Annotated in this window: 13 protein-coding genes; 4 read left to right on the plus strand and 9 right to left on the minus strand. The window is 57.4% G+C overall.

Annotation, left to right across the window (positions count from 1 at the left end; translation table 11 throughout):
- Nucleotides 1–2: 2 nt before the first annotated feature.
- Together NG653_RS13160 and NG653_RS13165 are read right to left on the minus strand one after the other, a co-directional pair.
- Entirely contained in the window at nucleotides 3–560 is a 558-nt protein-coding gene (locus tag NG653_RS13160; protein ID WP_252742182.1) for a YeeE/YedE family protein, read from the minus strand.
- Nucleotides 561–611: 51 nt separating this feature from the next.
- A complete protein-coding gene (locus NG653_RS13165; RefSeq protein WP_252742183.1) occupies nucleotides 612–1,859 on the minus strand; it encodes an NAD(P)/FAD-dependent oxidoreductase in 1,248 nt (415 codons plus the stop codon).
- Nucleotides 1,860–2,087: 228 nt separating this feature from the next.
- On the opposite strand from NG653_RS13165, the gene NG653_RS13170 reads away from it, so the two are divergent.
- From NG653_RS13170 to NG653_RS13185, 4 genes are read left to right on the plus strand one after another with little or no spacing between them, the layout of a single operon-like run.
- Nucleotides 2,088–3,308: a sulfite oxidase gene (locus tag NG653_RS13170; protein ID WP_252742184.1), complete on the plus strand. Its 1,221-nt coding sequence runs from the start codon at nucleotides 2,088–2,090 to the stop codon at nucleotides 3,306–3,308.
- Nucleotides 3,308–3,790 carry a monoheme cytochrome C gene (locus tag NG653_RS13175; protein WP_252742185.1) on the plus strand — a complete coding sequence of 161 codons (483 nt, stop codon included), beginning with the start codon at nucleotides 3,308–3,310 and terminating at the stop codon, nucleotides 3,788–3,790. The genes NG653_RS13170 and NG653_RS13175 overlap by 1 nt, the downstream gene beginning before the upstream one ends.
- A complete protein-coding gene (locus NG653_RS13180) occupies nucleotides 3,774–4,730 on the plus strand; it encodes a sulfurtransferase (RefSeq protein ID WP_252742186.1) in 957 nt (318 codons plus the stop codon). The genes NG653_RS13175 and NG653_RS13180 overlap by 17 nt, the downstream gene beginning before the upstream one ends.
- Before the next feature lie 2 nt (nucleotides 4,731–4,732).
- Nucleotides 4,733–5,647: a sterol desaturase family protein gene (locus NG653_RS13185; protein ID WP_252742187.1), complete on the plus strand. Its 915-nt coding sequence runs from the start codon at nucleotides 4,733–4,735 to the stop codon at nucleotides 5,645–5,647.
- Here NG653_RS13185 and NG653_RS13190 read toward each other — a convergent pair.
- From NG653_RS13190 to NG653_RS13220, 7 genes are all read right to left on the minus strand, one after another.
- Entirely contained in the window at nucleotides 5,631–6,314 is a 684-nt protein-coding gene (locus NG653_RS13190; RefSeq protein ID WP_252742188.1) for an aspartate/glutamate racemase family protein, read from the minus strand. The two genes, NG653_RS13185 and NG653_RS13190, sit on opposite strands and share 17 nt — an antisense overlap.
- Before the next feature lie 12 nt (nucleotides 6,315–6,326).
- Nucleotides 6,327–6,938 carry a Tll0287-like domain-containing protein gene (locus NG653_RS13195; protein WP_252742189.1) on the minus strand — a complete coding sequence of 204 codons (612 nt, stop codon included), beginning with the start codon at nucleotides 6,936–6,938 and terminating at the stop codon, nucleotides 6,327–6,329.
- A 255-nt stretch (nucleotides 6,939–7,193) separates the two neighbouring features.
- Entirely contained in the window at nucleotides 7,194–8,606 is a 1,413-nt protein-coding gene (locus NG653_RS13200; RefSeq protein WP_252742190.1) for an MBL fold metallo-hydrolase, read from the minus strand.
- 123 nt (nucleotides 8,607–8,729) lie between these two features.
- Nucleotides 8,730–10,148: an MBL fold metallo-hydrolase gene (locus NG653_RS13205; RefSeq protein WP_252742191.1), complete on the minus strand. Its 1,419-nt coding sequence runs from the start codon at nucleotides 10,146–10,148 to the stop codon at nucleotides 8,730–8,732.
- A gap of 73 nt (nucleotides 10,149–10,221) precedes the next feature.
- On the minus strand, nucleotides 10,222–11,955 hold the full coding sequence (locus tag NG653_RS13210; protein WP_252742192.1) for a SulP family inorganic anion transporter: 1,734 nt from the start codon (nucleotides 11,953–11,955) through the stop codon (nucleotides 10,222–10,224).
- A gap of 30 nt (nucleotides 11,956–11,985) precedes the next feature.
- Nucleotides 11,986–12,618 carry a Crp/Fnr family transcriptional regulator gene (locus NG653_RS13215; protein ID WP_252742193.1) on the minus strand — a complete coding sequence of 211 codons (633 nt, stop codon included), beginning with the start codon at nucleotides 12,616–12,618 and terminating at the stop codon, nucleotides 11,986–11,988.
- Nucleotides 12,615–13,013 (minus strand): DUF983 domain-containing protein, encoded by a 399-nt coding sequence (locus NG653_RS13220; RefSeq protein ID WP_252742194.1) that lies wholly within the window; start codon nucleotides 13,011–13,013, stop codon nucleotides 12,615–12,617. Before NG653_RS13220 ends, NG653_RS13215 begins: the two co-directional genes overlap by 4 nt.
- Nucleotides 13,014–13,116 lie beyond the last annotated feature (103 nt).

Genomic DNA, 13,116 nt, shown 5'->3' on the forward strand with positions numbered 1-13,116 from the left:
GCTTAAAAGATTAAGGGGAACAGAAAATAGATCATCACCATGCCGCCGGCAAAAAACCCGATGACGGCCAACAGGGACGGCCACTGCAGGTTACTCAGGCCCGAAATCGCATGCCCTGAGGTACATCCCCCGGCATACCGGGCCCCAAAGCCCACCAGGAATCCGCCCAGCGCCAGCAGGCCGAGGGTGGCCGGCTCGCTGAACACCCCCGAAGAGAAGAGTTCTGTGGGGAGGTAGGCTTTCCCGGCGCTCTCAAAACCCAAAGTGTTGAGTTCCGCCACGGTTACGGGGTTAATGGCCACCGCCGGGTCGGCGGTCAGGTAGTGGGCGGCGATAAACCCGCCGATGATAGCCCCGACCACCACGATCAGGTTCCATTGTTGTTCCTTCCAGTCAAACCGGAAAAACTCCGAAGTCTTGCCGGCCCCGCACATAGTGCAGAAGGTCCTTAGGTTAGACGACATCCCGAAATTCCTGCCGACCAGTAAAAGCAACAGCATCACCAACGCTATTGCAGCCCCGGAAACATACCAGGGCCAGGGTTGCATAATCCAATCCATAAATTAGGGTTTATAAGGGGTATTTGTATTTGTTCTCAAAAACGGGTCGGGTTACACATCCTTCCCTTTCAGCATCTTGTTCCAGTAAAGATAAGGAAGCCCGTACTTCTTAAGCATCCACAGCCTCCAGTGCTCCTTGGAGGAATCGCCGATCAGCATCATCTTCAGTTTGGGGTCGGGGGTGAACTTGTTGTCGTAATCAAATTCCGCCAACACCATCTTGCCATAGTCGCTGACGATGGGGCAGGAGGAATAGCCGTGGTAGGTCTTGCTGCCCAGGATATTATTTGACCGCAGCTGCAGGATGTTCCCGATCACCACCGGCACCTGTTTGCGGATGGCCGCCCCGGTTTTGGCAGCGGGGATGCCTGCAACATCGCCCAGGGCGAACACATTGGAGTATTTCGGGTGCTGCAGGGTATGCTTGTCGACATCGAGCCATCCGGCCTCATTGGCCAGGGGCGACTCCTGGATGAATTTCGGGGCAGCCGAAGGGGGTGCGGTGTGCAGCAGGTCGTAATGCACCCCTGTGAGGTTCCCGTCCTTTTCCAGTTTGATGTCTTTGTGGTTGTATTCGTGCTCGTGGTCCATAAAGGAATACCAGGCAATCTGGTTGGGCCCGTCTACCTTTTCCAGTTTATAGCCGAACCTGAGGTTGATGTCCTTGCGGTCCACGATTTCAAGCAGGGTTTTCTTGACTTCGGGCACCCCAAAAATCGTGGTCCCCGGTGTGGCAAACACCACGGTAGTCTTGTCCCTTACCCCGGCCCTGCGGAAATAGCTTTCCGCCAGGTACATGATTTTCTGGGGGGCACCCCCGCATTTGATGGTAGTGGCGGGCTGGGTGAACAGGGCTGTCCCCCCTTTGAACTTCTTCAACACCTCCCAGGTGTGTTCAGGGTCGGTGTAATTGCTGCAAACCACCCCTTTGTCCATCGCCTCCCCCAGCCCGGGAACCAGGCTCCAGTCGTAGGCCAGGCCAGGGGCCACCACCAGGTAATCGTAGGAAATGTCGCCGCTCGATTGGGTGGTCACGATATTTTCCCCTGGCTTGAACCCCGTGGCGTAATCGCGGATCCAGGTAGCCCTTTTGGGGATCACTGAGGCCATGGGGCGGGCAGTCTTTTTATAATCATAGGTGCCGGCGCCCACCAGGGTCCAGGCCGGTTGATAATAATGGGTGTCCGAAGGTTCTATAATGCCGACCTTAAGGCTTTTATCTTCCTGGAGGAAGCGGGCGGCTGTCATAATGCCCCCTGTTCCCCCGCCAATCACCAGTATTTCGTAATGTGATTTCATAAGAATGCAGGTTGTTTAACAAAAATTAAAGGTAGGTATTTCCAACCCCTTTAATTGTAACCTAGGTTACAGTCGGCATTATCATCGCCAGTTTCCCGGGTTTTTCCTCATTTTGCCCTTTAGCCCCACGGGGCTCCATGAAAAAACCTCCCCGTTTTTGTAACAAAGGTTACAGAACACTACTGGAAAATCCCCTAAGTTTATCGGTCAATCACAACCTGTATTCCAATGAACCGCCGGAAATTTGTGCAAAATTCGGGGCTTACGGCGCTCAGTGCGTTGCTTGGGGCCGAAATCGTTTTTGGAAATTACCTCCCCGAGGGATATATCCCCCTGGGGCTCCAGGACCCCGACCCCTTCAAGCTGTTTAACAAGGACCCCGAAATGGTGGTCCTCAACGACAAGCCCTGGAACATCGAATCCCTGGCGCACCACCTCGACGACAAGATCACCCCCAACCGGTATATGTTTATCCGCAACAATGGAAACATCCCGGAAAGCATCGACCTGAAGGCCTGGACCCTCACCTTTGACGGGGAGTCGGTGCAGAAGCCCAAAAGCTATACCCTGGCAGACCTTAAATCGAAGTTCCCCCAATACACCTACCAGCTCACCCTGGAATGCGGGGGGAATGGCAGGGCTGAATTCGACCCGCCCGCCAAGGGAAACCAGTGGACGGTCGGGGCCGTGGCCTGCGCCGAATGGACCGGGGTCAGGCTGCGGGACCTGCTTAACGATGTCGGGGTCAAAGGCGATGCCGTCTACATCGGGTACCACGCCGCAGACACCCACCTTAGCGGGGACCCGAAAAAGGAACCGATTTCCCGGGGCATGCCCATGGCCAAGGCCCTGCAGGACGAGACCCTGGTGGCCTTCCGGATGAACGGGGAAGACATCCCCCTGGCGCACGGGCACCCGCTTCGGCTGGTCGCCGGCGGCTGGCCCGCTTCCGTGTCGGGCAAGTGGCTTACCGGCATCAGCGTGCGCAACAAGGTACACGACGGGCCGAAAATGACCGGGGATTCCTATAAGGTCCCCTGTAACCCGGTAGCCCCCGGAGACAAAGTGGCCGAGGAAGATATGTGCATCATCGAATCCATGCCGGTTAAATCTTTGATCACCTACCCCAAAACGGGGGCAACCCTGCCCCTGGGCAAGAGCCTGTCGTTCCGTGGCCATGCCTGGGCCGGGGAACTGGAGGTGACGCAAATGCTGTATTCCATCGATTTTGGCAGCACCTGGAAGGAATGCGCGCTGGAGGCCCCGGTCAACCGCCTGGCCTGGCAGCATTTCTCGGCAACCGCAAAATTCCCCAAAAAGGGGTATTACGAAGTGTGGGCCAGGGCAGTGGATAGCCGGGGGAACGCCCAGCCCATGGTCCTGCCTGGATGGAACCCCAAAGGGTACCTCAACAATGCCTGCCACCGAATCGCTGTAAAGGTCGTATGATGGAACCCTCCCAAAAATTTGAGCAAAGCGCCCGGGCTATCTCCCGGATGATGGGGATGATCTTCGCCCTGTTTATGGTTATGGGGGCCTTTTTGGTCTACCTGATGATCGACCCGACCTTTTCGGCTTTCCGCCCTGACCCTAAGGTGGATACCGTAGCGGTGGCAACAGTGGAGGAAGACGACTACGACAAGATCGAAAACGGCATCCATGTGCGCACGGGCTTTGTGGAGGGCGAGGGCCTGATGACCGTGGTAAACAATTGCACCAACTGCCATTCCGCCAAACTGGTCACCCAGAACCGGATGTCGGCCGACCGGTGGCGTGCAACCATCAAATGGATGCAGGAAACCCAGAACCTCTGGGACCTCGGCAAGAACGAAGACATTATCGTAACCTATCTGGCCACCTATTACGCCCCAGAGAAAAAGGGAAGGAGGCCTAACCTGGAAAATATCGAATGGTATGCGCTGGAGCAGTAGTATCCTCATCATAATCCTGCTGCTGGGCAGTTGCCGGCAGCAGGAGGCCGTTGCGCCCGTGGCCGAAACGGCAGTACAGCCAGGGGCGTATGCCCATCCGGCTTCCCTGGTTTCCGTGGATGAACTCGTCCGCCTGTCGGGGCACAAGCACCTCAAGGTGATCGATTTCAGGCAGCGCGAAGCCTTTGACCAGGGCCACATCCCGGGAGCCCTCCCGATGTGGCGGTCCGACATCGAGGCCCGTGACCAGGCCACCCCCGGGTTGGTCGCCTCCGGGGAAGCGCTGGAAGCCCTCCTTTCGGGCTTGGGGATTTCCCCCGAAGATACCCTGGTAGTTTACGACGACCAGGGAGGTCCAGATGCGGCCCGGTTCTGGTGGGCGATGCGCCTTTACGGTTTTGAGCAGGTGCGCCTGCTCAACGGAGGGCTGCAGGCCTGGCAGGGCGAGGGGCTCCCCCTGAATGCAGCATACACCGCCCCGTCCCCGGCAAACTTTCGCTTTGCCGGGGCGGGCGACCCATCGCTCCGGATTGAAAAAGACACCCTGCTGGGGTTGCTCGGAAGCCCGGAATGGGCGCTGATCGATACCCGCACCCATGAGGAATACAGCGGGAAACGGCAAAAAGACGGGGCTTTGGCTGCCGGCCATATCCCGGGAAGCCTCCACATCGACTGGGCCGAGTCCGTCCGCTACAACGGGGATAAAACCTTCCGCACGCCTGAGGAACTTGCAAAAATATACCAAGACCTTCCGGCCGACCGGGATGGCCTGATCGTGACCTATTGCCATTCCGGGGTGCGGTCGGCACACACCAGTTTTGTGCTGACCCAACTGCTCGGATATACCCGGGTCCGCAACTACGACGGCTCCTGGCTGGAATGGAGTTCCACCCCGGGGCTCCCGATTGAAAAAGACAGTCTCACCTCAATTTTAAATTAGCTATGGAAAAATACCTAGACGCTTTCGCAAATGCCTTTTCGGGCACCGTTACCTGGACATGGAAATCGATCCTCTTCGAAGTCCCCTGGTACACCAACTACTTCTGGGGGCTGGTCGCCATCTCCCTGGTGGTCTGGCTGCTGGAAATTGCCTTCCCCTGGAGGAAAAACCAGGCCATTTTCCGGAGGGATTTCTGGCTCGATGCCTTCTACATGTTCTTCAACTTCTTCATCTTCGCCATTGTCATCAGCGGGGTCTACAAAATGCTGGAAGTTTTATTCAAGGACCTTGGGATTACCGCCAAAAGCCTGGCCATCGTGGACATCAGCGCATGGCCCATGTGGGCGCAGTTGCTGTCGTTTTTCATCGTGCTCGACTTTGTGCAGTGGTTCACCCACGTATTGCTGCACAAATTCCCCGTGCTCTGGAACTTCCACAAAGTGCACCACAGCGTGAAGGAAATGGGCTTCGCCGCCCACCTGAGGTACCACTGGATGGAGAACATCCTCTACAAGCCCCTGAAGGTATTCGGGGTGATGATCCTTGGCGGGTTTGAACCCGAGCAGGCGTATATCGTCCACTTTGCGGCCATCTCCATCGGGCACCTGAACCACGCCAACATCAAATTGACCTGGGGTCCGCTGAAGTATGTCTTCAATAACCCGGTGATGCACCTCTACCACCATGCGTACACCCTGCCCAAGGGGTCATTCGGGGTGAATTTCGGGATCAGCCTGAGCCTCTGGGACTACATTTTCAAAACCAATTACGTCCCCGAAGACAGCGGCACCATAGAACTGGGCTTCCCCGGCGATGAGGATTTCCCGCAGGATTTCATCCACCAGAACCTCTATGGCTTCAGCAAGCCGAAAAAAAGGGAACGGATTCCCGGGGCCCGGCTTAATCCCCGAGGATAAAATCCACGGCCATGCGGGCATGCAAGTCGGTGGTGGCCAGGGTGGGAAGGCCCACCTGGCTGCCATCGATGAGCAATGGGAGTTCGGTACACCCTAAAATTATGCCCTCGGCCCCCCTCTCCTGTAGCAGGTTAATCTGGTTCATGAAAAACTTCCGGGCCGCTTCGGTGAACTTCCCCTGGGTAAGCTCTTTGGAGACATACTCGTGGGCCTGGGAAAGGCAATGGTCTTCCGGGATGATGGTGGTGATCCCAAACTTTTCCCGCAACACCTCCGGGATGAAGCTCCCGGTCATGGTGGGTCGGTTGCCGAGCAGGCCCAGTTTCTTCAGGCCCAGGCGCGATGCCTCCCTGCCCGTGGCTTCGGCAATATGCAAAATGGGCACCGGTATTTTCGGCTGCACATAGGCGCTGGCCATATGGGGGGTATTGGCACAGATCAGGATCCCTTCCGCCCCGGCGGCGATGAGTTTTTCGGAAACCTCCAGGTATTTGGCATTGATCTTGTCCCGGTCCTGTTCCCGCATGATTTCGATATTGATGCTGTACAGGATCAACTCCGGGTTGGCCTGGGAGCCGATGGCCTCCCCAACCCATTTGTTGATCAGTTGGTAATACACTACGGTGGAGTGCCACGAGGTGCCTCCGATTAGGCCGAGGGTTTTCATAGGGCAAGGGTTTCAGGGTTTCCGGCCGGTAAAGGCCACTTTCCACAGCCCCCTGAGCTCGTTGGCCGAATATCCGGTGGCCAGGTCGTTGGGGTATAGCTGGTCCAGGGTTTTAACGACCTCGTCGGAGAGGTCCGTTTGTGGCGCCCCATGGCATTTGATGCACATGGCGTTGGTGACAATAGGCGCGTAATAATGGGGGGTGCCGTCGACGGTTACGATCCGGGGTTCTGGAGCCTGCCCTTCCGCCAGGGCGGCCCGGAAGGCCGAAATAAGTTCCAGTTCCTGTTCAGAAGCCTGGTTGTATGGGTTTCTGGGCTTGTCCGTAATGCGGGTAATGGCGACCCCGAATGACCGCGAAAGGCTGTCGGTAATGGGCAGGGCCTCCACCTTGCAGAATCCGATGGCCCCCAGGGTACCTTCTTCCATCATTTTTTGCTGGAGGGTTTTTCCCAGGGCCCCCTGCACCTGCAGGGCATACTCCCGCCCGGCCTCCAGGTATTCCGCCTCGGTATAGGCCGCTTCTTCCCCGGCGGCTGCGTCGGAAGCCCCTTCGCGGGTTGCTTTGTCTTTACAGGAAAACGCCAGGGTGGCGATCAGGGCTGCCAGTACGAGCTTTTTCATAAGGTGGTATTTTCAGGTTTTCTGCAACGGACCGGTGCTTGCAAGGGGTCCAAAAAAAGAAAGCGGCCCTTTATACCAGGCCGCTTTCCTCACTAAAAACAATCAACTCAACCATTTAGTTATGAAACATGTCCCTTGCGGGAACTATCCATTCTTTTGAAAGGTTTTTTGCAACCACAGTACCAAGCTAAACGGTTTTTCAGCCTTTTTCAGTAACCAAAGTTACACAGGTGAAAAAAGTTTTCCCGTGCCTGCCTACAGGGTGGAAGGGCAGACATAGTCTGTCACCGGCAGCCCAGCTTCCTTGATGGCCTTGAACCCCCCGGTAACATCCACCAGGTTGTGGATCCCGCGGCTTTTAAGGATAGACGCCGCAATCATGCTGCGGTACCCTCCTGCGCAATGCAGGTAGAAAACCTCTTCCCTGGGGAAGGCGCTCAGGTAGTCGTTCAGGAAATCCAGGGGGGTGTTTTCGGCATCCACCAGGTGTTCGGAGAGGTACTCGCTCTCTTTCCTGACATCGAATACCCTGATCTGGTCCGAAGATTCCAGTACATCCTGTAACCCTTCCGGGCTGATCGGGCTTACCGTGTCGTACTCCTTGGAAGCCTTCTTCCAGGCTTCAAAGCCGCCTTTGAGGTACCCCATGGTATTGTCGAAGCCCACGCGGGAAAGGCGCGTTACTGCCTCCTCCACCCGGTCTTCAGGGGCTACCAGCAGGATCGGCTGGGCCACGTCGGCTACCAGCGACCCCACCCAGGGGGCGAAGCTCCCGTCGAGCCCGATAAAAATCGACCTCGGGATGTGCCCTGCGGCAAATTCATCCTCATGGCGCACATCCAGGATAATGGCCCCGGTCTCGTTGGCCGCCACCTCAAACGCATCGGGGCTGAGCGCCTGCATCCCGCGCTCCAGCACATGGTCCACGTCTTCGTAGCCCTCCTTATTCATCTTCACGTTCAACGGGAAATACTGGGGGGGCGGCAGCAGGCCTTCGGTGACTTCAGCCACGAATTCCTCGCGGGTCATATCGGCCCGCAGCGCGTAATTGGTGTTTTTCTGGTTCCCCAGGGTATCGACGGTTTCCTTCGACATGTTCTTCCCGCAGGCCGAACCCGCCCCGTGGGCCGGGTAGACAATAATATCGTCGGACAGCGGCATGATCTTGTTGCGCAGGCTGTCGTACAGGGTAGACGCCAGCTGTTCCTGGGTCATGTCGGCCGCCTTCTGGGCCAGGTCAGGGCGCCCCACGTCGCCGAGGAACAGGGTGTCACCGCTGAAAATGGCGTGGTCCTTCCCCTGCCCGTCGCGCAGGAGGTAGGTGGTGCTTTCCATGGTGTGCCCGGGGGTGTGCAGGGCCACGAGGGTAAGGTCGCCCACTTTGAACTCCTGCCCGTCTTTGGCAATGATGGCCTCAAAGCTGGGGTTGGCCAGGGGCCCATACACGATGGGGGCCCCGGTCTTTTTCGCCAGGGTGAGGTGTCCGCTCACGAAATCGGCGTGGAAGTGGGTCTCGAAAATATACTTGATTTCCGCCCCGTCCTGCCGGGCCCGTTTGATGTAAGGGCCTACTTCCCGCAACGGGTCGATAATGGCGGCCTCGCCCTTGCTTTCAATATAGTAAGCCCCCTGGGCCAGGCAACCGGTATAAATTTGTTCAATAGTCATGATTCGCAATCTTTTACTGTAGGGACAAAAGTAGTGCCCCGGGCTTAAATGCTCAGTAACTGAAGTTACAAAACAAAAAAGCCCGGCTCTATGATGCCGGGCTTGCGTTTTGGGCTACAGGGCCTACAGTAGCGTGCTGGGGCAGATGTAATCGGTCCTGGGCAGGGGGGTCTCCTTGAGCTCGTCAAAGCCCCCGGTGATGTCCGCAAAGTTGTCCCATCCGCGTTGCTTGAGGATCGATGAAGCGATCATGCTGCGGTACCCGCCGGCACAGTGCAGCAAAAACGGCTTGTCCCTGGGGATTTCGGCCAGGTGCCGGTTGATTTCATTAAGGGGGATGTTGACGGCATCCACCAGGTGTTCGGAATCGTATTCGCTCTTCTTGCGCACGTCGATCACCAGGGGCAGCTGTCCTTTCCCGAATTCTTCCACCACCTCTTCCACGGTGACCCGGCGGGTGGTTTCCACATCCTTGCCGGAGGCTTTCCAGGTGTCAAAGCCCCCTTTAAGGAACCCGAGGGTGTTGTCGTACCCCACGCGGGAGAGCCGGGTGACCGCCTCTTCTTCCCTGCCGGGTTCAATCACCATCAATATGGGCTGCTTCACATCGGGGATCATTTCCCCCACCCACTGGGCAAAATTCCCGTCGAGGCCGATGTTGATGCTGTTCGGGATAAAGCCTTTGGCAAATTCCTCCGCATCGCGGGTATCCATCACCAGGGCCCCGGTTTCATTGGCTGCGGCCTCAAATGCCTCAGCACTCAGGGGTTGGGTGCCCCGCTCCATGATATCGTCAAGGGATTCGTACCCCTGTATGTTCATCAGGACGTTCTGGGGGAAGTACCCCGGAGGCGCGGTAAGCCCGGTAAGCAGCTCTTTGATGAATTCCTCCCGGGTCATGTCGGCCCTGAGGGCGTAGTTGACCTCCTTCTGGTGGCCCAGGGTATCGGTGGTTTCCTTGCTCATCATCTTGCCGCAGGCCGAACCGGCCCCATGGTTGGGGTATACGATCAGGTGGTCGGGCAGGGGCATGATCTTGTTGCGGAGCGAATCGAAGAGGTGGCTCGCCAGTTTTTCCTCCGTCAGGTCGGAGACCACGTGCTGCGCCAGGTCGGGCCGGCCCACATCGCCGATAAAGAGGGTGTCGCCGGTGATGATGCCGTGCATCTGGTCATTTTCGTCGATCAGCAGGTAAGTGGTGCTTTCCATGGTGTGCCCGGGGGTATGGATGACCTTTACCTTGTAATCGCCCACATGGAATACCTGCCCGTCTGTGGCGATCAGGGCCTCATAAGACGGCCTGGCATTGGGGCCGAAAACGATGGTCGCCCCGGTTTTCTTTTGCAGGTCGAGGTGGCCGCTGACAAAATCGGCGTGGAAGTGGGTCTCAAAAACGTACTTGATCTCTGCATTGTCGATCTGCGCCCGGTCGATATAGGGCTGGACTTCCCGAAGGGGGTCAAAGACAGCTGCCTCCCCCTTGCTCTCGATGTAATACGCGGCATGCGCCAGGCATCCGGTATAAATTTGTTCTACTTTCATCGTGCGTTTAAGGTATTGATTAGATTACGGTTACTAAAATAGCGATCGGGGGCTGAACCTTCAGTGACCTGGGTTACACAAGGCCCCGGGTGGTCTGGGTGGCAATTTTCGCCTCCAGTTCGGACCGCCCGGCGCTCGCCTTGCAATGGGTATAGGCCTGGAAGGTATCGGCAAAGAGGTTTTCGGGCCCGATGTCTTCTATCAGCCTGCTGCTGTACAGGATGTCGCGCGTGGGCCCGATGGCGCCGGCCACGGCAAAGCGGATGCCCCGCTTGCGGAGTTCCTGCACCAGGGCGCGGAGCATGAAAACGGCCGTGCTGTCGATGTAGCTGATGGCCTCGGCGTTCAGGATCACATACTGCAGTCCCTCCCCCTTCTTGCGGACCTGCCGCTGGAGTTGCTCGCGGAAATAGTCGGTATTGCCAAAGAAGAGCTGCCCGTCAAAGCGGAGGATCAGGAATTGCGCCATGTCTTCCACGTCTTCGGCAAAGCGGTCCACGTTCCGGAAATAATTCGTCCCCCTGATCTTGCCCAAAATGGCGATGTGCGGCTTGGAGATCCGGTACACCAGCAACAGCAGGGATAAAAGCACGCCCAGCAGGATGCCCTCCCTGATCCCCATCCCCAGGGTCAGCACAAAGGTGACCAGGAGCAGGATAAATTCATCCTTGCGGTTCCTCCACAGCTGCAGGGGGTATTTCACGTCGATCAGGCCAAAAACCGCCACCATGATGATGGAGGCCAGCACGGCATTGGGCAGGTAATAGAAGGCCGGCGTCAAAAACAGCAGGGTCAGGGCCACCACCGCGCTGCTGACCAGGGCGGCCACCCCGGACCGGGCCCCGGCCTGGTCGTTCACCGCGGTACGGGAAAAGCCCCCCGTGGTCGGATACGACTGGAAAAAAGCGCCTGCGATGTTCGAGGCCCCCAACGCCACCAGCTCCTGGTTGGCATCGACCCGTTTTTCCCCTTTCTTTTCTTCCACGGCCTTGGCCACGGAAATCGCCTCCATAAAGGCGATCAGGGCCAGGGTCAGGGCAATGGGGAAGAGTTCGGAAATGCGGCTTACCTCAACCTCCGGCATCGTGGGGGCGGGAAGCCCCCCGGGTACCTCGCCCACAATTCTGACGCCCAGGTCGAAGAGCCCAAAGAAGTACACCGCCAGCACCCCGAGGACCACGGCCACCAGGGCCGCCGGGATTTTGGGGTTTACCCGCTTCAGCCCGCTGATCAGGAAAATGGCCCCCAGGCCGATGGCCAGGGTGGTGAGGTTGGTGGTTGAAAGGGTTTTGGCGGCATTGGCCAGCAAAATATGTACCTGGTTGCTCCCGGCAATGTCGGTGCCCAGCAGGTGCTTGAGCTGGCTGAGCCCGATAATGATGGCCGCGGCAGAGGTAAACCCGCTGATCACAGGGCGGGAGAGGAAGTTCACCAGGAAACCCATCCGCAGCAGGCCGAACCCCAGCTGCAGGGCCCCCATAAAGAGCGCCAGGAAAACGGCCATGGCGATGTACTCTTCGATCCCGGAAAGGGCCAGGGCCCCCAGGCCAGAGGCGACCAGGAGGGAATCCATGGCCACCGGGCCCACGGAAAGCTGGGGCGAAGTCCCCATCAGGGCGTAAACGATCTGGGGCATCAGGGCGGCATACAGGCCAAAAACGGGTGGGAGGCCGGCAATCATCGCATAAGCCATCCCCTGGGGGATGAGCATGATGCCCACGGTCAGGCCGGCAGACAGGTCACCGGAAAGCCATTCCTTCCGGTATCCGGGCAACCATTGCAGGATCGGGAAAAAGCGCTTCAGCATGGATTGGTTCTTTTCATCCCCCGCGAACCCTTAAAGGTCTAAAATCTTCAGGTAGTTGCGGTGGATTTCAATTTTGCCCATCTGCTCCAGTTTCTTCAGCAGGCGGGAAATCACCACCCGAGAGCTGTGAAGGTCATAGGCGATTTCCTGGTGGGTGTTGTGGATGATGGAATCATGGTTTACCCGGGCTTTCTCGCGCAGGTAGTTCACCAGGCGCTCGTCCATGTTCAAAAAGGCGATGTTGTCTATGGCCTGTAACATCTCGTTGAGGCGGTTGTTATAGCTCTGGAAGACGAAATTCCGCCACGAGCGGTATTTGGCCGTCCATTCCTCCATTTTGCGGATGGGGATCATTATCAGTTTGGCATCGGTCTCGGCCACAGCCCGGATTTCGCTGCGGGCCTGCCCCATGCAGCAACTCATGGTCACCGAGCAGGTATCGCCCTGTTCCAGGTAATACAGGAGCAGCTCATCGCCTTCAGGGTCTTCGCGCAGGACCTTGATCGCGCCCGAAATCAGCAGGGGCATCCCTTTGATGTATTCGCCGATCTCCATCAGCTTGTGCCCGGCCGGGACTTCCCGGTAGGTGCCCACCTGGGCGATCTCGTTGATGAGGGCTTCCTCGAAAAGGTTGCCATAGCTGGCCTTCAATTCCTGTATCATGGGTGCAGGTTATCTTTTTGGGCTGCGGTTTGGTCGTATTTGAAAAAGAAATTCGCCCAGATGGATTTTGAAACGGCCCCGATATAGGGCATCAGGACCACCAGGGCGGCCACAATGGTCGCGAAAATCCCGGCGACCCCCAGGTCGAGGCCAAAGAGCAGGATCAGCACATACACCGCTACCCCTACGGCGACCCCCACCCCGTAGGAAACGTACATAGAGCCGTAATAAAAACTGGGTTCCATGCGGTATTTCAACCCGCACTCCGGGCAGTGCTCCCGAACCCGGTTCATGCTGGAAAGGTTATAGGGGTGGTTTTCCAGAAAAGCGCCCTCGTGGCAACGCGGGCATTTCAGGAAGAGTATACTGTAGAGTTTTGAGCCTTTTCCAATCATACCATGCAATCAAGGTACAAATTTACGGCTTCAGGAGCCAGCGGATTGTGACTTTTGTTACATTCTGCCACACCCCCCGGTTTCAAGCCCCGGAAAGGGCGTC

The organism is Robiginitalea marina, from assembly GCF_024006985.1.
GTDB lineage: Bacteria > Bacteroidota > Bacteroidia > Flavobacteriales > Flavobacteriaceae > Robiginitalea > Robiginitalea marina.

Bases quoted from the DNA above. Each gene is read 5' to 3' on its own strand.
- NG653_RS13160 (WP_252742182.1), bottom strand. From the start codon at position 560: ATGGATTGGATTATGCAACCCTGGCCCTGGTATGTTTCCGGGGCTGCA.
- NG653_RS13165 (WP_252742183.1), bottom strand. From the start codon at position 1,859: ATGAAATCACATTACGAAATACTGGTGATTGGCGGGGGAACAGGGGGC.
- NG653_RS13170 (WP_252742184.1), top strand. From the start codon at position 2,088: ATGAACCGCCGGAAATTTGTGCAAAATTCGGGGCTTACGGCGCTCAGT.
- NG653_RS13175 (WP_252742185.1), top strand. From the start codon at position 3,308: ATGGAACCCTCCCAAAAATTTGAGCAAAGCGCCCGGGCTATCTCCCGG.
- NG653_RS13180 (WP_252742186.1), top strand. From the start codon at position 3,774: ATGCGCTGGAGCAGTAGTATCCTCATCATAATCCTGCTGCTGGGCAGT.
- NG653_RS13185 (WP_252742187.1), top strand. From the start codon at position 4,733: ATGGAAAAATACCTAGACGCTTTCGCAAATGCCTTTTCGGGCACCGTT.
- NG653_RS13190 (WP_252742188.1), bottom strand. From the start codon at position 6,314: ATGAAAACCCTCGGCCTAATCGGAGGCACCTCGTGGCACTCCACCGTA.
- NG653_RS13195 (WP_252742189.1), bottom strand. From the start codon at position 6,938: ATGAAAAAGCTCGTACTGGCAGCCCTGATCGCCACCCTGGCGTTTTCC.
- NG653_RS13200 (WP_252742190.1), bottom strand. From the start codon at position 8,606: ATGACTATTGAACAAATTTATACCGGTTGCCTGGCCCAGGGGGCTTAC.
- NG653_RS13205 (WP_252742191.1), bottom strand. From the start codon at position 10,148: ATGAAAGTAGAACAAATTTATACCGGATGCCTGGCGCATGCCGCGTAT.
- NG653_RS13210 (WP_252742192.1), bottom strand. From the start codon at position 11,955: ATGCTGAAGCGCTTTTTCCCGATCCTGCAATGGTTGCCCGGATACCGG.
- NG653_RS13215 (WP_252742193.1), bottom strand. From the start codon at position 12,618: ATGATACAGGAATTGAAGGCCAGCTATGGCAACCTTTTCGAGGAAGCC.
- NG653_RS13220 (WP_252742194.1), bottom strand. From the start codon at position 13,013: ATGATTGGAAAAGGCTCAAAACTCTACAGTATACTCTTCCTGAAATGC.